19 protein-coding genes are annotated in these 23,359 nt (G+C 43.1%); 5 read left to right on the top strand and 14 right to left on the bottom strand.

Annotated features, from left to right (window positions below; all coding sequences use genetic code 11):
• Positions 1-2: 2 nt before the first annotated feature.
• Positions 3-902, top strand: coding sequence for a DUF3078 domain-containing protein (locus tag V3V99_06090; protein MEE9442220.1), 900 nt, complete (start codon positions 3-5; stop codon positions 900-902).
• Positions 903-949: 47 nt separating this feature from the next.
• Here the strand turns inward: V3V99_06090 and V3V99_06085 are convergent, their stop codons facing one another.
• The 7 genes from V3V99_06085 to V3V99_06055 form a co-directional block, all read right to left on the bottom strand.
• On the bottom strand, positions 950-1,594 hold the full coding sequence (locus tag V3V99_06085; GenBank protein MEE9442219.1) for a porin family protein: 645 nt from the start codon (positions 1,592-1,594) through the stop codon (positions 950-952).
• Between the two features lie 46 nt (positions 1,595-1,640).
• Positions 1,641-2,015, bottom strand: coding sequence for a holo-ACP synthase (gene acpS / locus V3V99_06080; GenBank protein MEE9442218.1), 375 nt, complete (start codon positions 2,013-2,015; stop codon positions 1,641-1,643).
• A 320-nt stretch (positions 2,016-2,335) separates the two neighbouring features.
• Positions 2,336-2,959 carry a hypothetical protein gene (locus V3V99_06075; GenBank protein MEE9442217.1) on the bottom strand — a complete coding sequence of 208 codons (624 nt, stop codon included), beginning with the start codon at positions 2,957-2,959 and terminating at the stop codon, positions 2,336-2,338.
• A gap of 44 nt (positions 2,960-3,003) precedes the next feature.
• Entirely contained in the window at positions 3,004-5,286 is a 2,283-nt protein-coding gene (locus tag V3V99_06070) for a vitamin B12-dependent ribonucleotide reductase (GenBank protein MEE9442216.1), read from the bottom strand.
• 14 nt (positions 5,287-5,300) lie between these two features.
• Entirely contained in the window at positions 5,301-5,987 is a 687-nt protein-coding gene (gene thyX / locus V3V99_06065) for an FAD-dependent thymidylate synthase (protein MEE9442215.1), read from the bottom strand.
• A gap of 346 nt (positions 5,988-6,333) precedes the next feature.
• On the bottom strand, positions 6,334-6,558 hold the full coding sequence (locus tag V3V99_06060) for a hypothetical protein (GenBank protein ID MEE9442214.1): 225 nt from the start codon (positions 6,556-6,558) through the stop codon (positions 6,334-6,336).
• A 17-nt stretch (positions 6,559-6,575) separates the two neighbouring features.
• Positions 6,576-7,091 carry a hypothetical protein gene (locus tag V3V99_06055; GenBank protein ID MEE9442213.1) on the bottom strand — a complete coding sequence of 172 codons (516 nt, stop codon included), beginning with the start codon at positions 7,089-7,091 and terminating at the stop codon, positions 6,576-6,578.
• 218 nt (positions 7,092-7,309) lie between these two features.
• Between V3V99_06055 and V3V99_06050 the strand changes: the two genes are divergently transcribed.
• Positions 7,310-8,062: a type II CAAX endopeptidase family protein gene (locus tag V3V99_06050; GenBank protein MEE9442212.1), complete on the top strand. Its 753-nt coding sequence runs from the start codon at positions 7,310-7,312 to the stop codon at positions 8,060-8,062.
• Here the strand turns inward: V3V99_06050 and V3V99_06045 are convergent.
• Both V3V99_06045 and V3V99_06040 read right to left on the bottom strand, forming a co-directional pair.
• Entirely contained in the window at positions 8,059-9,180 is a 1,122-nt protein-coding gene (locus tag V3V99_06045; protein MEE9442211.1) for a M23 family metallopeptidase, read from the bottom strand. The genes V3V99_06050 and V3V99_06045 overlap by 4 nt on opposite strands.
• A 13-nt stretch (positions 9,181-9,193) precedes the next feature.
• Positions 9,194-11,956 carry a T9SS type A sorting domain-containing protein gene (locus tag V3V99_06040; GenBank protein MEE9442210.1) on the bottom strand — a complete coding sequence of 921 codons (2,763 nt, stop codon included), beginning with the start codon at positions 11,954-11,956 and terminating at the stop codon, positions 9,194-9,196.
• Positions 11,957-12,376: 420 nt separating this feature from the next.
• Between V3V99_06040 and V3V99_06035 the strand changes: the two genes are divergently transcribed.
• From V3V99_06035 to V3V99_06025, 3 genes are read left to right on the top strand one after another with little or no spacing between them, the layout of a single operon-like run.
• On the top strand, positions 12,377-12,952 hold the full coding sequence (locus tag V3V99_06035) for an RNA polymerase sigma factor (GenBank protein ID MEE9442209.1): 576 nt from the start codon (positions 12,377-12,379) through the stop codon (positions 12,950-12,952).
• A 9-nt stretch (positions 12,953-12,961) separates the two neighbouring features.
• Entirely contained in the window at positions 12,962-13,651 is a 690-nt protein-coding gene (locus V3V99_06030) for a zf-HC2 domain-containing protein (protein MEE9442208.1), read from the top strand.
• 12 nt (positions 13,652-13,663) lie between these two features.
• Positions 13,664-15,874 carry a hypothetical protein gene (locus V3V99_06025; GenBank protein ID MEE9442207.1) on the top strand — a complete coding sequence of 737 codons (2,211 nt, stop codon included), beginning with the start codon at positions 13,664-13,666 and terminating at the stop codon, positions 15,872-15,874.
• A 181-nt stretch (positions 15,875-16,055) separates the two neighbouring features.
• On the opposite strand, the gene V3V99_06020 is transcribed toward V3V99_06025, so the two are convergent.
• From V3V99_06020 to V3V99_06000, 5 genes are all read right to left on the bottom strand, one after another.
• Positions 16,056-18,410 carry an ABC transporter permease gene (locus tag V3V99_06020; protein ID MEE9442206.1) on the bottom strand — a complete coding sequence of 785 codons (2,355 nt, stop codon included), beginning with the start codon at positions 18,408-18,410 and terminating at the stop codon, positions 16,056-16,058.
• Between the two features lie 270 nt (positions 18,411-18,680).
• On the bottom strand, positions 18,681-19,997 hold the full coding sequence (locus V3V99_06015) for an HDOD domain-containing protein (protein MEE9442205.1): 1,317 nt from the start codon (positions 19,995-19,997) through the stop codon (positions 18,681-18,683).
• A gap of 35 nt (positions 19,998-20,032) precedes the next feature.
• On the bottom strand, positions 20,033-21,244 hold the full coding sequence (locus V3V99_06010) for a ribonuclease H-like domain-containing protein (GenBank protein ID MEE9442204.1): 1,212 nt from the start codon (positions 21,242-21,244) through the stop codon (positions 20,033-20,035).
• A complete protein-coding gene (locus V3V99_06005) occupies positions 21,210-22,184 on the bottom strand; it encodes a HEAT repeat domain-containing protein (protein ID MEE9442203.1) in 975 nt (324 codons plus the stop codon). The genes V3V99_06010 and V3V99_06005 overlap by 35 nt, the downstream gene beginning before the upstream one ends.
• A 116-nt stretch (positions 22,185-22,300) precedes the next feature.
• The gene (locus tag V3V99_06000) at positions 22,301-23,284 is read right to left on the bottom strand and encodes an arginine deiminase family protein (GenBank protein MEE9442202.1); all 984 of its coding nucleotides are present in this window, start codon (positions 23,282-23,284) and stop codon (positions 22,301-22,303) included.
• Between the last annotated feature and the right edge of the window lie 75 nt (positions 23,285-23,359).

Genomic DNA, 23,359 nt, shown 5'->3' with positions numbered 1-23,359 from the left:
TTATGGCTTGTCGAATATACTCAATGATTTTATTTCTTGCGATTGCATTGACCTCATCCGGCGTTTTCGCGCAGGATGAAGATCCGGCCAGATGGAAAACTTCTATGGTTCTGGACATAACCACCACCCAGACAGCCTATTCCGATTCCTGGACCGGCGGTGAGTCGGGCTCGTTAAGCTGGGTCAGCAATCTCAACGGCTCAGCAGAAAAACAGCTTTCCCTATCTTTTAATCTAAAGTCACGGCTCAAACTGTCATTCGGTCAAACCCTGACACAGGATACCAATAAAGTCTGGACAAAACCTCGCAAGTCAACCGATTTGATAGACTGGGAAAACGTCGGCCGTGTCACAAAAAACTGGTTTGTCGATCCGTACCTGGCCTTCAGATTGGAGTCGCAATTTCTCGACGCTTCTTTTGAAGCAAAAAAACGATATTTCACGCCCATTAAACTGACCGAATCGGTCGGTATCGCTCGAAAACTATACGCCGAAGGGGAAAAAAATGAGATTATCAGCCGTCTCGGTGTTGCTTTTCGCCAGATAACAAAAAATGTCATCATCGATTCATTGACTCTTGAAACGACCGATTCGACTTTAACCGACGGCGGTCTCGAATCGGTTACCGATGTCAAGTTATCGTTCGGAGAAAGCCTGTATTACACGGGCAAACTTACACTCTATAAAGCTCTCGTCTTTTCCGAAAAAGACAAAGTCGCCGGAACTGAATTTGAAGATTATTGGAAAGCCGTTGACATCAACTGGGAAAATATAGTCACGGCTTCGATTACTAAAATCATCTCAGTAAATTTTTATACCCAGGTACTTTACGATAAGGAAGTGAGCAAAAAAGGACGCTTCAAAGAAACTCTTGGGATAGGATTTGTCTTTAAGATGTTATAAAAATGAGATAACAAGCAAGGCGGACTTACGACCCGTCTTTTTTATTTCTAAAACCAATATCCGAAACGCACACTGATTATCCGGCTTTTTTGATCTTCACCCTGAATGGGACCGACAAAACTCGCCTCGTATCTTGTTTCAACGAAAACCCAACCGGATTCCCCGGCTCGTAAGTTTAACCCGCCTCCGATAACATAACCCAGGTCAGCTCCTTTAGCATTCTCCATGTCAAGATCCAAAGCCAATTCTGCGTTTTCCACCCGTATCTTCGAATTCAATATCATTCCGAAAAATCCGCCGCCCGCCAGAAACAGCGAAGCCTTTTCGCCGCCTAAAAATGTCAATTTGGTTAAAACCGGAATTTCAATATAAGTGAAAGTGTAAGTCAGGTCACGATACCCGCGGAAATCATTGGCCGTATCATAGTACGGTTCGTCCGTAATTTTGTAACCTTTGCCGTTTAAGATTAATTCCAATTGATAAGATAAATACCGGTTCTGCGCGTAATTGATATAACCGCCGAAACATAGTCCGGTTTTGGATTTGGTTTCTTCTGCATGCCCGGCAACATTGGCGATATTAAAGCCGCCGACAAAACCAAGGCTTATATTATCCGATGAAAATTCCGCCCGAGAGGTAGAGCTGAAAATCAAAGCGCCAAAGATAAAAAGACATATCAGTTTTTTCAACATTTTTTCTTTCTATGCAAATGTTGACTCATCGGATTCATACGACAATCTACTCCCCGCTTACTATCGCGACGGCCGCGGCGTAACTGCTTTCATGAGTTATAGAAATCAATATTTGTTTGCCCGAAAGACCTTCATGCAACCTTTTCGGCAAACGGACATACGGCATGCCCGACGGTTGATTCAAAATTTCAATATCTCTCAAATAAACACCCTTGTTAAAAATAACTCCCAGGGCTTTCATAACCGCTTCTTTGGCCGCGAATTTCCCGGCCATAGCAGATAGCATGACCGCGGGCCGCCTTCGCAGTATTTCGATTTCTTCTTCCGTATATAATCTTTTCAGGAACTTATCACGATAGCGATCATAAATCCTTCCGATTCGTTTGATTTCCACAATGTCAATACCGGTCGAAAAAACCAAAGTTTCACCATCTTTCCGGCGTTAACGCCTCTTCAAGTAGAACTTTAGTATAACAATTATCGACGCCTAAATAAAGCCAAATAAATATTATCCAAAAAAAGTTGTTGCATTAAGTTTTTTGATGCGTAACTTTAATACTGAGAGAGATAAATTTGAAAAATCTCTAACACTTCCTTAATGAAGGTTGTCTCTATTTGGTTGCGCGTACGCCGTGACCCGTCTATCATGGGCGGTAGCGAAAGCAAAATACCGGGGTGGCTGTAAAAACCCTTTACCGTGTGGATTGAGGAGTTTTTTCAAAGCATGTCTCTCTCTTTTTTTTATAGGTTTAAAATACCGCTGATTTGCGGAGCGATTATATCGTAGGGCGTTTCGGGCTTTAGCAAAATCAGGAAAAACTCAACCCCGGTCGACGCCAGTAGAATCCGACCCAGTTCAATCTCATAAATCCCTTCCTCCCGATTGTGCCCATGTCCCGGCAATTCGGCGAAAACACCAATCATATTGGGTAATTCCCGCAAGACATGTTTGAACATCTTCTTAAATTCTTTCGTTACCTTGCGATTGCCTACCAGCTTTCCTTCCCCCGTCACGAGATATACCTTTTCGACAGAGGGCAAATCCCGAATTTGATCTGACCTGATTTTTTTATCGGCCTGACCGAATCGGCTGGCCGGTTGCGACGGCAGGCCTTCTTCCCTGAGGATCTTGGATACTTCCAGATGCTGAGCCTTGATTATATCCTCAACCTCGTGCATCTCCTCAATCGAAGTTACTTCCTTATCAATTGTTCGCTCAATCTTATGCAACACCTGACCTTTGGAAAAAATCGTCGTCGTGACACGCGGATGAGGTATAATGGCGCACTCGGTTTGAAGCTGAAATTCAGCCTCACCCCGTTTCACGATCGATGTCCGACCGGACGGAATATATTGAGATGACATAAAATACCTACCCGGCAAAGATTAATATCTGTCGGGCAATATAATTAACATTTTGAATAACCGCAACTATGACATACGAGGCAGCCCGACTCGTGCTCAATCCGCATTCCGCAATCGGGACAAAATTCCGTTCCCAGATCAGTCGTGTTGTGCTCGATAGACTTGCCGTTTCCAAAATTCTTATGCAAAACGATCGCGATCGCGTCGGGAATTGACGATATTAATCCGCCGTTGCCAAATACCGGCGACGCTCCGCCGATGCCTTTTAACTGATTGACGATTCTATCCACCGGAATCCCGGATCGCAATCCCAATGATATCAAGCGACAAATCGCCTCAGTATCGGCCATCGTCGAATAACCCGATTTGCCTATTTGCGCGAATACTTCAAACGGCTTGCCATCAAGAATATTCACGGTGACATACAGGTTACCGTATCCGGTTTTTATCTTAGTAGTAATACCCCGCAAATCCTCGGGGCGGTTTAGTATCTTGGCCGCCTTTTTGGCCATCGGCTCTTCCGGTTCTTTCTCTTTTTTATCGGCGTTGCCGGTTGATAAAACCTGATTAGCCCGGCAACCGTCGCGATATACGGTAACACCCTTGCACCCCAGCTGGAAGGCGGCCAAATAAGCATCTCGAACATCTTCAACTGTTGCATCATGCGACAGATTAATCGTTTTGGAAACGGCATTATTGGTATGTTTCTGCCACACGGCCTGCATCTTGACATGATCAGACGGCGCCACATCATGCGAAGTCACGAAAATATTCTTTATATCCTGCGGAATCTCGTCAAATTCCTGAATTGAACCGGTATCCGCGATTCGTTCCATCAATTCCCTGGAATAAAAGCCGCGTTCCTTAGCCATCTTCTCAAAGATCGGATTGACTTCAATGAGCTTGGTATTATCCATGACATTACGCACATAACTTACGGCAAATAACGGCTCGATTCCCGACGAACAACTGGATATAATCGAAATGGTGCCGGTGGGAGCTATTGTGGTTATGGTTGAATTTCGAATTTCATCTCCCTGTCCGTCCTGATAGTATTCTGAACGCTCCCAGGAAGGAAATCTGCCGCGCTGAGCCGATAATTTTTTGGATTCTTCATGACCAATCTGGTCGATGCAAGACATGATTTTATCGGCCAAATCATACGCCTCCGGCGAATCATACCTGATACTCATTATAATCAGCATATCCGCCCACCCCATCACACCCAGGCCGATTTTGCGATTGCTCTTGGTATTGGCGTCAATTTCCGGGAGCGGATAACGGTTGGCGTCGATGACATTATCAAGAAAATGAACCGCCTTGCGGACCGTTTCATCCAGCTTTTCCCAATCAATTTCGTAACGATACATAGCATGAGTATTATCGGGATCGACGACGGCCCGCAGCATCTTAAATAAATTAATCGAACCCAAATTACAGCTTTCATAAGGCAATAGCGGTTGTTCGCCGCAGGGATTGGTTGATTCGTAAAGCCCTACCTGGCGCACCGGATTTTCGCTATTCATCCGGTCAATAAACATGACCCCCGGCTCACCGGTAGTGTGGGCATGTTCAATAATCTGGTCGAACACATCGCGAGCCATCAGGCGAACAACCTGACCGTCCCGAACAAACGGTTTATCGGTTTGAGGATTGATTAAATCGTATTCCGAATTGGTTTCCATAGCATCCATAAAGGCGTCAGTTATTGCCACGGAAATATTAAAATTGGTCAGCTCGGACAAATCATCCTTACAATGGATAAATTCCATGATATCGGGATGATCAACGCGTAATATCCCCATATTGGCGCCCCGGCGAGTACCGCCCTGCTTGACCGCTTCGGTTGCGGCATTTATCACTTTCATAAACGATATCGGCCCCGAAGCGACACCCGAAGTTGATGCCACAACCGAATTCATCGGACGCAGCCGGGAAAAGGCAAATCCCGTCCCACCGCCCGATTTATGAATCAACGCGGCGTTCTTTACCGTTGTAAATATCGATTCCATGCTGTCGTCAATGGGCAATACAAAACATGCCGATAGCTGCCCCAGGGGACGCCCGGCATTCATCAATGTCGGTGAGTTAGGCATAAACTCCAGATTAGCCATCATGTCGTAAAAAGTATCTTCTGTTTTCTTGATCTCATCCTGAGTCGCTCCGTACATCTGATCCGGGGCGGATATCGTCCGTGCCACCCGCCGGAAAAGTCCCTCCGGAGTCTCAATGATGTTTCCCTTGCTGTCTTTCGCCAGATAGCGACGCTCCAAAACTTTAAGAGCGTTTTCTGTTAGTTGCGGTTTATTTGTTTTTACTTCTTCCATGGACCTCTCCGATGCTATTCATCCTTGATGATAACACACATATTTTCTTCATCTATCTCATAATCCCAAAAAACGATGGGAGCTTCTCGTTTCATTATCCTGAGCATTTCCAAACAAATATATCTGATTTCCCAGTGAGCCCGCGGATGACAACGAACCTGAAATATATGGCGAAGCTCACGGAAATTGGCCGAAATCACAATCTCGGACGTGGTCGCGTTAGGCAAAATATACCGGGCATCTTCCTTGGGAATATCAGCTTTGACCATTTCCGAATAAAGCCTCTCCGCCCCGGCCGCCATTTCCATATACGGCTGATAATACTCGGTATTTCTGATTGTATCCGGAACCACGATATCATAATCCCGGGTTTTTCCATACTTGACATACCGCTGTGATTCCTGAGATGGCGACATCAAACGATGCCGGACCAACTCATGAGTAAACACTCGCGAACCACCTTTTATGCGAAAAGTCGCCAGGGCATGCTCCAATACTGAATGATGTTTTTTGCGAATAACCTTCTTAATCAATTCTTCAGTCGACGCCGGAGGCTTATATCGATGAAAAGATAAATAACAGGTCCGGCAGGCCCTCTCAATCACGTCTTCAGCGTTAGGCGTGATTGCCATCAGAATGATTTCCGGTTTGGCCTCCAATTTTTTCATATCAATTTCACTTATTCCGGTTTCTACATTCATTTTACAATCGCTTCCTATAAACGAGTATCATATTTTAATCACTTTAGCGCACAATATACCTTGCCCCACATCGGGTAATTCTCCGCAACATATTGCCTGACAACATTTTGGCCAGTATAGAGGGGTTATTGTTTTCTGTTCCTCTTCTCTCAGCACAATTTCCCACAGGCAAAAAGAAAATGGCACATTTTTTCCCCGTTGTCAAATAAAAAATACGTAAATTTTGAAAAAAAGCACAACATATTGTGCAATTATTTAAATAATTATACTTTATATTGTGGACAACCCTGTTGCTATTATGTGGATAACCCGTCGATATCCACATAATCAATTGGTTCCTTACGAGTTAACCTTTAAGCTTCCGAACCTGGCGAAGTTTGCGAAAAAGTTCAATATATTCTTTCATCATTATTCCTTCAGCCTCGCTAATACCCTCCATCATTGGAATCCCGATTTTCAAAACAGCTCTGACCATATCGGCCGTTGTGCGGTCGTATTTGTCAGCCAAATCGGACAGCCGCGATTTCAATTCATAAGATACAAAAACATTCAGACAATGTTCACCTCTCAACTTTTAATCTGCTTCACTTATGCCTCCTTGATAATATGATATTTAAGATGACCGATTAATCGTTGGGGAGTCTTTATAAAAATCCCGTATTCATCTTTTAAAGTTTTGATGACATATTTCCATGTTTCACTTTTTCTCTTGGCCATTATCAATTGATTTATATCCTCCAACTGAGGATGGCGACACAAACAGCATTCGATTTGCTTTGGCTCGGGGAGATTAACCTTGCCTTTTAATGATTGATAAAGATGTCTCTTTAATTTTCTTAAGGCTCGATTATGCAACGCTTCCAATTTATAAATTGCGCGCCCTGATTTCTCGCTAATTTGCCGATATCCCATCCCATCCATATAAAACGCATGAATAAATGACGCTTCATCTTTGTTGAGAATCTCAAGCGCTCGATTGACAGCCATGATAATATCACAATTATATTGATCGCTGTTTTTCTCGGCCCGTCCATCGCACGGTATCGACGGGTCTCGTCCCAGCGTGACAATCCAGTCCTGATAAATTATCCGTTCTTTTCTCATAATTCCTCCTTGCCCGTTTCAAAGTGCACGAGGAAAATACGGATATATCAGAATTCTGTCTATTACAAGCACATCACATACAATCTCTCCCAAAAACTTGAAACACTTTTATATCATTGTGAGTCACTTTCCTGACAAGTTGATTTGACAAGACTGGAAAATTGATTACTTTATCGCTCAACATGACGATGATATTACATATTGGCTGAGAAAATTGAATGGAAGATATAAATCCAAACATCCCTGAATACCCTGAGAGTGACCCCGAAAGAAATTCGAAGGAATCGGCTTTTCCTTATCGAACCAGTATCGGAACCTATATCGTCCTGATATTTCTCTTAATAATTTTTCCGGGACTTAATATTCTCATCGCCTTACTTTTCGATAATGAAATGAACCTCGATTTATTCGATCCGGTCTGGTTTTTCTTTGTCCCGACGATGGCAATGTTATGGATGATTGCTTTGGCGGTATTATTGGCCGTTTGGCGCGAAAAAGCTCCTTTATCCTCAATTGGTCTGGGCAGATTCAAATTATCATATCTGGGATATGCCTTAGTTTTTATTATCGCTTCAAATATCATTCTGGCGGTCGTTCAGATATTCCTTGAGATGATTGGAATCGAATTCAGCAATAACATTGAGGAAATTCTAAAAAAGGCGCAGGAGTATATCTGGTGGTGGCTGGGAGTGTCGATCACGGCCGCGATATGCGAGGAAGTTTCATTTCGAGGATATGTAATGAGCCGTATCAAGGGCCTGACCGGATGGGGCTGGACGGTTCCCGTTTTGATTTCGTCAATGGCCTTCGCGACCGGACATTTGTACCAGGGATTGGGTGGATTTCTCGTTATTCTGGTTTACGGAACGATGTTCGCGATTTTGTACGCCCTGACTCGTTCAATCTGGCCCGGTATTTTAGCTCACTTTATTCAGGATTTTTTTGCGGTATTTTTATTTGAGCATTTTTAAATGCCGCTATTACCGGAATCCGTTGTCTCGGGTCCGGCATTAATTTCATCCGATGAAACGAGATTATCCTTGTCTGCGCCTTTCAGCATCGATTTGTCGTCCCTGGCAAAGCTATTGGCGACGGTGACATCCATGGAAGCTACAGTCGCATTTCCCGCCTTATCCGCCGCTCGAATATAAATAGTATATTGACCATCGGGGAATTTTCCCGTTTCCCATGAAAAACCGGCGTCAGATTTTTCTATTTTATCGTCACCATCGGTATTGGTTATTACATGGAAAAATTGACGATAATCATAATTCCCGCGGGTAGAACAAAGCTGATCTCTTTTATAAATCACTTCGACATTTTTATCAAAATCAATATTCCCTGTGAAATTTACTGCGTTCGTCCACTTTATTGTGGCTTTGCCCGCGATCATATATTCTATCTGATACGGAGCTACTTTCCAATTTTCATCATTAATATAATCATAAACCCGTGCGATAATATCAACGTCACCCGATAACGCCTCTCCCTCATTGAAATAATACTCTGACTCATTTACGCTGAATGCCAGAAGTCGATTGCCGATGGCATTTTCGAATACGGGAGCGATCTTATCATCGAGAGGGTCGAGTTCATCAAGGGGATTTCCAATAAATTTCCAGTTTGAATCCCATACTTTTCCCGAATGTCTGACTTTCGCGAAATGCAAATGATGAAAACCGGCGACCGGCCACTTTACCAATCTTCCAATCATTGTCCCGGCCTCAATCCACTGACCCTCCTCAACGGTTATTGAAGATTCATCAAGATGAGCGTACAGCCAGCCGTCACATTCATCCGCGCCTTTATTATCGCCAATAACGACACGCCAATGCAAATCGGCCGAAGTCGTTAAAACGGCTTTCACATAACCGGATTCAACGGCGTAAACCGGGGTTCCCGCCGGAGCCAGAATATCAATGCCGGGATGAAAATAAGGCTGCCCACCGTAAAACTGAAACTCACCGTGCGAGTTTCCGATTTGATGCTTCATGTTGGCGTCCTTGATCGGCCAGTCCAGAGCCATTGAACTGAGAGGCATGGAAATGATCAGGCAGACGACGAAAATTATGTGTACAAAAATACGCATTTGGCTCATCATCCTATTTCAGGAGCATCATCTTTCGGGTTTGCTGAAATTCTTCGCTTGTAAGACGATAGAGATAAATTCCCGAGGCCGATTGCCGACCTGCGTCGGTTAAACCATCCCAGATTATCTTATGCGTTCCGGCCGGAAAATGCGAGTCGCTCAGTAGGCGAACCCGCTGACCGAGAAGATTGAATATTTCAAGTTTGACATCTCCCGCCTGGGGCAGTGAAAAATCAATAGTCGTAAAAGGATTGAAAGGATTGGGGTGATTTTGTGCCAGACTATATTCAGTCGGAATGATAACGTCGTTTTCGGCTGAAGTTGGAGCGTACAAATCCTGGGCGGCATAAATATTCATACCGTTTTCACGGGCATCGGCCCAGATGGCTACGCCTCGTCCTCGATTGTTAGCGGCAACCGGATTCTGCATGAATGGCGCTTCGGTTGCCGAAACCGGGACGTTACCCTGCAAAGGCGTCAAGCCTGATTCAAAAATCTGCTTAAAAGGAGATTTCGAACCGGTGCGACTATCCAGCCAGGTAATAAACAGGTATCCATCTGAATCAATCGACGTTGAAGCCTGTCCGGGCATAGCCGCCGGATCGTCTATTATCGGAAACGTAGCGGTTGTTACATTTCCGATGTTATCGAACACCGTCAAAAACAATTCTGTGCCCGAAAAACTGTAACCATGCCATACTACAATAATATCACCGGCATCATTTATTACTAAATCAAATTCATCGATCTGATATCCGTTTTGATCTGACTGGAACGTAAACAAATCCCATACAACGCCCGCGGTGGTAACTTTTTTAAGCTCAATGGCAGGACCGCCGCTGAATAAACGATTCAAATAAACGACAATGAAGTTTCCGTTTTCATCAACGGCAATTTTGGAAAGCTCGCCAATTTTAGCGGGATTATCGGGACCGATCAGGAAATTTGCGCCGAGGGGTGAAAAATCCGACCCAAATAACTGGCCAAAGACTTTATTATTGCCCATCCGGGTGTCGGTCCATGTTATCAGAGTAATTCCCAGCAGATTAATGGCGCAATCGGAACCAAAATGAGACGCTGAACCGATGTTGTCATCATTGACGACAATTTCATCGGTCAAATTATAATGGGGGCGCACGAAACAGCATACGATATTTTGGCCGTTAATGCCATTACTGCGGACATCCGTCCAGCTTATACAAAGTTTGTCATTATCGGAAGCGATGGCCGGTTGTGATTGATACCCTCCGGTCGTGTCGGAATTAATCCTGCGATTAACGCCGTTTAATGAACCACCGACATATGCCCGTTGTAACATAATATCACCGGCATCACGGCGCAAATCGGTAAAAACAATTTCCCACTCATACGATCCAAAGTCGGCCACAGCCGGTTCAATGGAGGGAGCGCCGGTACTATCATCATTAACGACAAAATCCGATCCCAGGCTTAAATCCGAAGAGTTTATTACATCGGCAAATATATCTATGCTGCTTGAGCTTAAATCAGTCCAGACGATAACCGCATTGCCCGTCTCACCGCCGGCGACGGCCGGAGAAAAGCGAAGCTTTTCGGTGGCATCCGAGACTTCAATATTGGTTCCGTTTTTCTCCAGGCTTGCCGAGAAACGCTGCAGAATAATTGTATTTCGCTGAGCATAAACGGTCCAGGCCGCCAGGATTGAATTGGAAGATCCGGTTGATAAATCTATTTCCCAGTTGGAAGCCGATGATGTTTCATCGCTGATTAGTACATTCGTGCCCTGTATTGTTCCGGTCGAGGAAAGCGTCTGACCGTAAATATTCCGTCCGTCGCGCAGATCAACCCACGCGACAACATATCCGTTGGAAGCATTAAAAATTATGGAAGGCAGAAATCGCGCTGAATCCCTTGCGTCGGCATCGGACAGTTCATATTCAGCGGCATAAGGATTACCCAGAGGGTCGAACCGACGAAAATAAATATCGGCTTTATCTCCCCGGTAATCTTCCCAGGTAATCGCGAAATTGTTATTTTCACCCCTGGCAACGGCAGGCGACCAGTGCTGATTAAAAGGTCCATCGCTGTTGGCCAACATGACCGAAGTTGTTGGGACACCGCTGGTATTAAAAATCCTATAGGCAATATCATTGCCAATCGAATAATTTTCCCAGACCACAACTAATTTACCGTCCAAGAGGCAGGCTGCGTCAAATTCCCCGGCGTAACTGACAAACAGGGTATCCGATACAAAAAACAAGTCAGTTATTATGGCGCCGGTTGAATCAAAACGGGCCGCCTGAAGAAAACCATTTGCGTCTTCCCTCCAAATGACATAAAAATTCCCATCCGCGTCAGGACAGATATGTGGATCAGTAATATCATAACCGTTTCCGAAAACTAACAGTTCATTACTTCCAATTGGATTACCGTTGGCATCAAATATCTGGAGATAAATTGAAACGGGACCGGAACGATTATCTTCCCAAGCCGCGGCTATACGACCACCTGACAGGGCCGCTAAATCGGCGTTTTCCTGCGCAAAATTTGCCGGGCCGGAGGTTTCCGAAACCAACAAATCATCAAAATTAAGAGCCAGAGACGAAACACTTTTGCCTTCGGTAAAGATTTGTGGCGTCTCAATCTTTCCGAGTAATTCATTCTTCAAAAATGTTTTATGCTGATGATTTCTGAATTGTTGAGCGTTTTCAATCGTTGCCGTTTCCCCCGCGGTAACGAGGGCAAAAGTCGCGATTGAGATAAAAATTACTAACAGGTAAGAAAAATTATTTTTCATAATTCGTCCCCGGCTATAAATTCATAGGCTTTCGTGCAACTGATATGCCGGTTGCCTTAAACCGACGATCCTTTAGCCTTTGAGCTTCCGCGAAATCTCCTTACCTGTTGCCTCACAAGGAATAACACCAAAATAGACTCATACAAATCACTGCAATATCAACACCATAAATCAGTCCGAAATCACTGCAAATGGTAATTTCATTGCATACTTTGCAAAACCCTCGCGGGCAGAAAATTACATATTCCGGCGGCGGGTACAAATATAGAAGTTTTGAAAACCTCTATAAATCAAATATAGAAAAAATTCTTTATTTGTCAAGTACTTGCGTGAAACTGTTAACGCCGAATTTCGTAATAATAGGAAACAACGTTCCGACTGTATTTTGCGTCATAATATTGAAACGATTTGGATTAAACTATGAAAAACTCTACGGTTAGTGCCGGATTGGTTATTCAGGAAGCTCAAATACCAAATACTTATGCTGAAGATTACCGAATTGCCCAGGATATCGCGGCCGGAAACAGAGAATTATTCAGAGATATTTATGACCGCAACGTTTCCGTTCTTTATAATTTGGCCAGACGATTGACTAAAACCGCGGCGGAGGCTGAAGATATCGTCCAGGATACATTTGTCCGAGCTTACCAGAAAATCAATCTTTTTGCCGGACGATCTACCCTGTCAAGCTGGCTATACCGGATATGCGTTAATGTCGGACTTGAATATCTTAGAAAGAAGAAAGGCACATTTGAGGATTTAAATGACGTAAACTGCGGTGTCGTTGAGCCGGATCAAAAGAAAATGATTCTGCGGCAAAAGTTGGATAAAGCAATCAAGCACCTCCCTCACGGCTGTCGCATGGTTTTCGTTTTGCATGATATTGAAGGCTTCAATCATCGAGAAATCGCCGAAAGATTGAATTTGGCCGAAGGCACCTCAAAATCTCAACTTTCCAAAGCCCGAGCCATGCTGAGGAAAATTCTGGTCGGTTAGGATATGATTATGCCACTTTTTCATTATAAATGCCAACTCATAAAAAGGCTCCTTTCGGACAGGACCGATGATCCCTTACGTCCGAAGATCGAAAACAAGGTGCAAAAACACCTGGAAATCTGCGAAGATTGCAGGAAAGAAGCCGATTTTTACGTCGAATTATCTAACGTTTCCCCAAAATTGGGGAATTTTCAACCACCCAATTATTTATGGGAAAGGATTTCCCTGGCGGTTGATGAACATCCCTGGGAAGAAGGCGATAATTCCCATCCGATTTTTCAATTTTCCTTTTTACATTCGTATAAAAATTCCATACCTTTAGCGGGTGTTGTAGCGACCGTATTATTGGTAATAATATTAACCTTGATGCCGGATTTATCGACCGATATGGGCGGCAATAACAATCAGGTTCAGGCGGGTGAAATAAATCCTGAGGTAGCGTACGTTTCATTGTTTATGATGAGCCAGGGCGATAAATATCCGCCGGAAGTGCAGGATTATTTCATTAGTCAATTAAACGGGCTTAATGAAAAAATTGCGATCATCAAAACCGCCATGGAGCGTCATCCGCATAATCAGGAAATCAAACTTCGACTGGCTGAGGTTTATAAACAGAAAATAAGTATTTATAAACGCCTTGAAATACCGTCGCGCTACCAGCTTATGGGTAATCTTAGCCCGAAACGTATAATAAATTAACGAGATCCAATCATGTACGGCAAACTTGGAAAATATTCGCTATCCGTATTAATGGTAATGAGTAGTCTGCTGATTTTCTCATTTAATGCCGTTTGTGCCCAGGAAGAAGAAAACGCTTCAAAACCTTCACCCAAATACGGACTTGATAAAGGCGATGATTATGATACCCGGATCCTGGCCATCAGTCAAAACTATAGTCAGCTTATTGAACAACTGGAATCAGTTATCGGCGAATTCGAAGATTACTTTGAGACGTATAGTCTTTATACCCTTGACGAAACAATGACGGCTCTCGAGATATTAGAAGAATCTATCGATAATGAATTTTCAAAAGACGTCACTGATGAAATGATCAAAAATCTTTCTATTGCTCTCGATAAAGCTATGGAAAATCTGGATGAGCTGCACACAGAACTGCGCGAGGGCAAAACCAAAATCAAAAGGAAACATCTCCGGCATTTAAGGTCTCTGGGTAATGATCTCGAAGATATAAAAGATCAATTGGAAGAGATGAAAGATGATTTTGATGAATATGAGACATCGAATGACGAAAATATCTCAATTATAATCGATAACGCCCTCCGTCAGGCTCAACGGGAATATCGAGAAGCCCATAAAAAATACCGTGAAAAGGAGCGAAAATCCGGAATTGAGCTTCCTAATATTGAAGATCTACTTGATTTAGATAGCCTAATGAAAAACCTGGCCATTCCGGCTATGCCCGCTATGCCCAATTTCTTTCATGAATTTGACTCCCATCTGGAAAAATCCGCGTCCGTATCTTCCACTGGCAGCGATGCGACTATCGCGATAATTAATAATATCGGTGGTATTACGGTCACGGCGCGAAATAGTTCAGAGATTGTCGCTGAATTGACTATCAATTATTCTGAACATTCGAATACGAGCAAAAGAATTGCCGAACGAATCAAATTAAAAGCGGAATCGAATTTACGGAACGGTTCGGGGAATGATGGCATCATAGTTGAAGTAGTCTATCCATTTTCCGATAATAATGAAAAGGCTATCGGGATCGTATCATCTCATCTGGATATAAAAATTCCCCGCGATAATCCTCTTAGACTATCCAACGCCTTCGGACCGGTATCGATCACCGGCCATCACAATAAAATAATTCTCAATTCAAGTTTTTCAAACATTGAAATGCTGCACGTTGACGGAGACGTATATGTTACCAACTCAACGGGAGAAATTTTCCTTAAAGATATCTCCGGCCATTCTGAAATAACAAACTCTTTCGGGCCCATTGAAGCATCAATGCTCAATGGAAGATCTATAATTCGAAACAGTTATGCCCCCGTAACAATTTCTAAATCAATCGGAGAACTCGAAATAAACACATCGGGGAAAGTCATAATTAATCACCTCGAGGGCGACGCCGAGATTCAATCGAGCAACGGCAAAATGGAAATTTACGATATCTCCGGAAATCTCGAAGCCTCCAATTCATTCGGTGATATTTTGGTCGAGAACATTGGCGGCAACGCCATTGTGGAAAATATCAACGCCGAAATCGAAATCAACAACGTTGGCGGCACCCTGGAAGTTACAAACCGAATGGCATCCATTAGTATTGTTCAGGTTGGCAAGAGCATCGATATCGAATCTTCCAATTGCCGAATATACATTGAACAAGCCGAGGGGGACGTCGATATCAGCGGCCGCTTTGGACAGATTGACGTTGAAGGCGCAGGCGGATTTGTCAGGATTAATAATACCAGCGCCCCGGTGAATATCTCCGATGTCGCCGGAAATGTTATCGTGTCAAACCAAAATTATCCAATCTCTTTATATTCAATCGAGGGTGATATTGATATAGCCAATCAAAACTCATCGATTGATTTCGTTAATATTGGCGGTCGATCCGTAGTCAGCACCAGTTTTGGTCTCATCTCGGGAGAAAATATCAAAGGCGATTTTCAAATTACCAATAACAACGGTTCAATAGAATTAATGCGCATTCTGGATATATCTCATGATTGCCAGATTTCTACACGATACGGCAATATTGAACTGGAACTTCCTGAAGACATCAGCTATAACCTGAACGCCTACACATCACTGGGAAGAATTGACTCAGATTTGCCGTTAAAGATTTCCACTAACGGCAATATTACCTACGGTGAAGTAATTATTGATGACAATAAGCCCACCCTGACCATTCACGGAGATAATTCCTCAATAAAAATTTCAACCAACTAACTCTTTGCGTGTATAATTAATCAGAACCAAAAATAAACGAAACTTTGGAATCGTTTCTACGAATTAAATAGTAGAAGATAATAAAATCGCGGATAGGTAAATTTTTCAGTTGGTGGACGATTATAAGGGCCGGACTTCTCCCGGCCCTTTTTCTGCATAAAAACTAATTCTTATTTCCGGCTTATTCACATTTCAGGATTTGTGCCGGATTAATGTTCGCGGCATTAATTGTCCTGACAGTCACGACCACGAGCGCAATTGCGATAGTCAATATTCCAACCGTTACAAATATTTCCCATCCGGGTTCAACGCGATATACGAAATTTTTTAACCAGTCATTTAATAACAGGAACCCAATAGGCAATGCTATTAAATTTGAAATGGTCACCAATAACAAATATTTGCGGACCAGCAGTGAGATTATGCTTATTACTGAAGCGCCTAATACCTTTCGAATACAGATTTCTTTCATTCGGTGCCGAACCGTAAATGCAGACAACCCTAACAATCCAAGGGCCGCGATAAGAATCGAAAGGATACTTGAATAGGTTAAGATTTTTACACTTTTGTTCTCTGAACCGTATAGGTTATTTAAATCATCGGAAAGCACTGAATACTCAAAAGGAACATTCAGGCCTACAATATCTTTCCAAATATTTTGCATCCCAATAATTGTATTGTCATTGTTTGAATCATTTACCCTGACCAAAAGATAATTGCATCGGCTATCATCTAAAACCATTATCAAGGGCTGCAAACTGTTCCGAAGGTATCGAAAATGGAAATCCTGTACAACCCCGATTACTTCATTATCGTACCAGGGTTCTCCCTCCGATGATGATCCCGCAAAAGCTCTTAATCGTGTTTTTAGATTATTGTCCATAATCAAATTTAAATACTTGCGGGCGGATTCATTCAGGATAAATCCGCAATCCATATCATATGCGATTTGGTCATCCTTCAATCTGACACCCATTGTCTTGATAAATGAACTGTCGATCCAGAGGGTGGGAACAACCTTCAGATTCCTATCTTCCTCGGAAGCATATGACAAAGCGTTGCAGTCAGTTTCAGCGGGACTTTTTGATGCGGCGGCCACTCCCGTTACATTGGCAAGTTTAATCATTTCCGATTTGAGGATTCGTTGTTTTTTATATGCCTCATCAATACCGATAGGGATCACAATTAGCCCGCTCTTATTATAACCCAGATCCTTATTCATAAGTAAATTATACTGTTTATTGACGGTTAGTACGGCAAAAAGTAAAATGACAGTACATGAAAATTGAAAAATAACCAATCCTGATCTTGTTCGGGATGTTGATTTTTTGCCAGTTCGGTTGGCACCGAATATCTTGAGGGAAATATTCGATGATAATACCAGGGCCGGGCATATCCCCGTAACAATTCCGGTTAATACTGTCACCAGACCAACAATTAAAAATGCGTTGGTATCACCCCAAAAACTTATTTGACGGCCCGTTTCAGATAACAACCCAAACGAAGTTTGAAAAAGGTTCATGAATAATAACGCAATGAGCGATCCCAAAATGGTAATGATAAATGACTCCACGAAAAATTGATATACGATGTGGCGTGTTTTCGCACCCAGAATCTTCCGCATACTGATACCGCGTAATCTATCAAAGATCAGAGCCGTTGAAATATTGATATAATTGACGATGGCAATAATCAGGATACTGATTGCCAAAGCCGCGAAGATGTATAGCTTTTCGGAATTGGTATCCCACCGGAGATGGATATCTTTAACGGATTCTAATGAATAGACAACCTTCTTATCGGCGTTATTTCGATATTTATCTGCCAAAATATTCAGGCGCTCAGTTATAAGAGGCGATGACTCTTTATCATTCAATAACAAATATGTTGCCGTGCGTGAATCCCAATGATTGGACCACCCCTGATAAGCGTTTTCGAGCGTGGAAAATGATGCCACAAAATCAAATTGCAAATGCGAGTTGGCTGGAATTACATCAATGATTCCGGTTACAGTAAGATTTATGGCGTTTTCAAAAATTATGGTCTTCCCGGTCGGATTTTCCTCGCCAAAATATTTTTTTGCCATTTTATCGCTAATCAATACAGAGTTTGGCGAAGAAAGGGACTTTGCAGAATCACCGGTGAGAATAGGAAAAGAAAACAGATCAAAAAAAGCAGGATCGGCAAAACAAACATGTTTTTCTCTGAAGCAATTCTCTTCGTATTTAATCAATCCTTCCCATAGCGATATTCGAATAGCGTGTTCAACCGAAGGCACTTCAGCCTCAACCAACGGTGCCAGCGGTGTCCCGGTATACGGACGAGTTCTAAAGAATCCATCGGAGCTTCGCATCTCTTCCACCACACGATAGATTTCATTGCTTCGACTGTGAAATGAATCAAATGAAAGTTCATGATTGACAAATATAAATAACGCAAAACAGCAGGAGAGACCGACGGATAACCCAATCATTGAAATGATTGAATATGATTTATTTTTCCATATATTCCGGATCGCCGATTTAATATAATGCATCCCTAATAAACCTCCTGAAAAATATTGGCCTAATACAAGTTATTTATTTAACGTTGAATCGATTTTCTTATGACTAACCTCTTCCAAATATGACTTTCATTCATTACTCGAGTCATTTATCATGAGATTATTATTTGGATTACTATTTTTTATTAGTACGGCGTTATTAATGAATTGTTTCAATTCCCATATTTGGGTCAGAATAAAATGCCATTGATATCGCAAATTATTTGCTGATCAATTTTTAATTATTAATTGCGGATTGAAAAATTATTTCGATTTGGCGGTAATTCTCTTATCGGCTTCGATTTTGGCTATCTGGTTTCGCAGCTTATCCTCGATATCGAGAATCGACGTCTCATCATGATAAACGGTCGTATCAAAACTCGACATCTCTTTAAGTTCTTCCAGTACTAACGAAATCGTCTCCACCGATTTTATAATTACATCCATTGAATTGGCGGCGGTATTATTATCGTCGGTTATGGTTCCTTTGGATACAGCCAGCTCCACCAACTGCGCCCGCCCCAAAATAGTCGCCGAGGCGTTATTGATGTAATGCGATAGAGTTGCCGTTATTGTTTTCAACGAATCGAGGGCCGCTTTTTTCATCTGGTCGCGGGCAATCTGGGCCTGCATTTTCCGGTTTTCCCGCAGGACCGATTCCACCAGAATATATTGCTTGTATATCAAACTATTGGCGGCTTCCAAAAGATCAATCGGCGAACCGATCTGGATATCGAGAAACTCCGATTCCTGGACTAACATCTTCATTATCCGTTCCTGCAACTCGGACAGAACGGTCGGACCTATCCCCAGAGTCTGTGATAAATAATCAACCTTTTCGACATCAGACTTATCAAGCGGCGGAGTCTGGCAAACCTTGAATCTTGAAATCAGATTTCCGAGACAGACAATCTGTCCCAACCTATCGCTCGGTATTGAATTTTCATCATGAACGTCATCATGATGTCCGGCGATAGCTTCGCCGATAAATCTCGGTATCTTCCACTGATCCAAAAGAAACTTGGCCACCCGGGCATGATTGGTGCTCCAGGCCGCTTCCTCAAGCTTAATCTGGTTCTCACCGGCTTCGACCAGTTTCCAGATTCGTTTGAATTGGTCAGGGAAATTCGCCTGAAGAACCAAAACTCCCAGATCATGCATCAGACCGGCCACAAACGCTTCTTCGGCCGGGCGATAGGTGCAAATATTGGCAATCTCCCGGCAGGCGATCGCGACCTCCAGTGAATGCCGCCAGAAATGAACCCGATTTACAATCGAATTTTTGATATCAAATTTATGATAAAGCCCCGTCGATAATGCCATTGCCTTGACTGCCCGCAAACCCATCGCTACCACCGCCTGGTTCACGGTCGTAATTTCCCGGGCCAGCCCGTAGAACGGAGAATTGACGATTCTCAAAAGTCGAGCCGTTAAGGATGGATCTTTCAGGATTACATCGGCCAGAGCGTTAGCCGTAGAATTCTCATCATCAGCGACGCGAATGACCTCCGCCAACACCTGCGGCAGCGAAGCAAGCTCCCGGTTGTCCTTTAGCAAATTAAATATCTGTTCTTCCGACATATCATTACCCTAAACAGGGTATCGACAGTATCTTATTAAGATTTAGAGGATATTCGCAGGCACCTGCCTATTAGTCGTTTTTTCCGATGAATTAACTGTTTTTTTTGAGTCGCTGTCATCTCCAAATTGAGCATCAATTCGACCACCTCCGACGCCGCAACCGGGTCTTTCTCCGTATGCTCTTGATACTTAGCCAATTCCAATAAATGCTTGAAAACCTGCGGATCGTCCAATCGGGATTCGGAATTTTTCCAAATCTGACTGGCCTCATCCAGATACCCCACCTTTTTTAAGGTTAATGAATATTGCAATTGAGTTACTAATGAACTTTCATCCATATAACCCCGGCGGATATATTTAACATATTCAAGCAATTGTTCAAATCGCTTGTTCTTGAAAAAATGATTTATAACCCCTTCCATTAATGCCACCGAATTCGTTCTCTCGGGGCGAATGAGTACTTCGGGAATATACCGCGTTACAAGCGCCAACGAAATTACATCCAGACGATTATGCCGGATAATTTCGGGAATCAATCCCGGCTGACGATCATAGAGATAATCGAAATACCTGGTCGGGATAAGATATCCGGGAATATCCTCGCCCCGGTCAAACGATAAGAGATATTTTTCGAGAGTAATCAGCGTGCAGTCTTCCCCCAGCCTGCGAAACAGCGATCGGGCCGGATGCAAAACATCGATATGATCGCCGATTTCGGGAACATCCATGCGGTTAATCGTATACCTCCCCGATATCATTGGCCAGTCGAATGATTTACCATTGTAAGTTACAAGAATCGTTTCAGGCGTCAAATACTCGGATGATAATTTTAGAAACAATGATTCATGAGGATAATCGGGCAAAAAATATTGCACGACGCGAAAACAGTTTTTATGAAAATACCCGAATCCGCACAAGAACACCACCATCCCCGCACCCGAAAGCCCGGTCGTTTCGGTATCGAAAAAAACAAACCGCTCTGGATTATAATTCGACTCATCTCCGCCGGTATTGAAATGCCAATTTTGATAAAGATCGGAACCAAGATGATCGTGAATATCTTTTAAATCTGAGTACGGAAAAATATCGAGGTCATCGACAATTTTGAGAACGATGCTTCCGTCGATTTGGATGATTTCCGCCCCGAGAATTTCGGCCAACTTGGGAAGATTCTCATCGCCGGTAAAATCATCTCCCGGCAAATCATAAAACTTATCGAGAGTCTGTAGCCGCTTCTTCTTTTTCATCACAGGAAGTTAGACCTGGCTTCAGATGATCTATATATGACTCGCGTTTCATTATCGAACGAGTATTACTATCGGTCATAATGCTCATACGCATAAGCTCCATGGCTGCTTCACAATCAAATTTCCATAAGGCTTGAAACATAAAGCTATTTATATAAGTGCCCTGACAATGTGCTTTTATTTTTTCGACATTATATTCGCAACTATCTTCGGCAATAATCCGGGCCAAATATGATTCCTTAAAATGCGAATTGTCATCATCAATATATTTAAATATATATTTCTTCTTCACTTCACAATCCAAGTTCTTTAACGCCTCATACGCGCTAAAACGGACGCCGTAGTATTTATCATCCAATACCGGAACGAGAATGTCGAACAACTCTTCATCATCAACCATCCGCCCCGCCGATACAGCCGCCATCGTCCGCACCAGTTCATTCTCGTCCTGTAGTGCCTCTTTAATCGCGTCCAAGCCCCGCCGATCACCGATTTTCCCCAGCGCCCGGATCGTCTGATACCGTACCCAGTAATACGAATGGTCTTTGACTTTCAGCAGATTTTCCACCGAAGATGAATCGGGTATATAAAAAAGTATCAACGACACCCGCGACAATTGCAATGAATCCTCGACGGTGAGAAGCGCGTCGTTCAAAAGCGGTACTGCCGGTTTTCCGATCTTTGCAAGGATTTGCCTCAGAGTCACTCGCTCGCGGGCATCTATCGTCCCCAGCTTGTCTATCAAAAACGGAACGATCTCGACGCCGTATCCGGCCATATCATCAATCGTCGGCTGAACCATATCCCTATATTTCATCGCTCCCGACGACGCGATAACAAACATCGAATCGACCGTCTCCTGCGTTAGTTTGGCATTTACCGGTAAAGACAGACCAGGCGACACTGCCAACAATATTGAAATCAAAAAATGTTTTTTCATCTCCAAATCCTAATTAAGCTTTTTTGTGCTGTCAGGTCCTGATTTTGTGAAGCAAAATTGTGACCGACAATCTCAACAACCGATTCATCGCGCTATTAAGGAACTATCAATAAAAATCAAATTTTCGATTCACGGAGCAGCGGCTGCGTTAAGCATAGCGCCCCCCCTCCTCCTTTTAGAGATATTTCATCTCCCTGATACGTCATAACGTCGCAACCAGCAGACTGCAGTCGTCGCATCGTAACAGGATTTCCTTCCAGCATGAGACATTTGCCGGGTGATAAAGTTAAAATGCTGATTCCAAGCGAGTCATCTTCCTCATCTGGTAAAGTAATAAGATTAAATCCGCGTTTTACAAGAAAATCGGTGAACGACTCGGGCAGGTAATTTGGCAAGACAACCGCTATGTTATGATGGATAGGGCAAAAAACCGATGCAAGATGCAGCGCATTAGAAAAGGGAACCGGCAGTACTTGAATTCCGTGGCGCGATAATAGTTTTTCCAATTGATCAAATCCGGCTTTTCCTGTACGTGGACCCTGTCCAACCGCTAAAGTATGATTATCAATCCAAACCAAATCCCCGCCGTCAATAAATACATCTCCTGAAAATTGATGGAGAATTGGAATACCCAGCTTTTCCAGACATCGGCGAATGCCTTCTCCTTCACCGAGGCGGAGTTTTTTTGCCATTTGGAAAATTATAGCTCCATCGGATATGATAATTGCGGGATCACGCACAAAGATTGCGTCTGCACAATCAACCAGATCCTCATCATGGTAAAGAACCTTCACGCCCACATCATTTAATATATCAACAAATTTATCGTGTTCCTGCTGTGCCAATAACATATTTGGGCTTGACGGATAGCCCCATAGCTGGGGATCATCAACTGCGAATGAAGCATCAGGACGGCGAACCAAGACTACTTTGAGTTGATCGATCATGCTTTGACAACCGTAGTGCATTTTGGGTATCTCCTTTTCTCTGAAATTTATAAATACTTGGGACATGAATCCAAACTTAATTATTTGTAATTCCAAAGTCGGCCAACCTACTATAGCCTCGGTTGAAATTAAGATAATTTCAAGTTTTATCATGTCCCGCCAAGTCCTGTTTCCTTATTTACGGGAAAGTGACCTGACAATCTCAACCGTCGGTTCACCGCTTCGCTG

Source organism: Candidatus Zixiibacteriota bacterium, assembly GCA_036480375.1.
Lineage (GTDB): Bacteria > Zixibacteria > MSB-5A5 > GN15 > JAAZOE01 > JAZGGI01.
The sequence above is the reverse complement of the archived record's forward strand: the minus strand, read 5'-3'. Positions and strand labels throughout refer to the sequence as shown.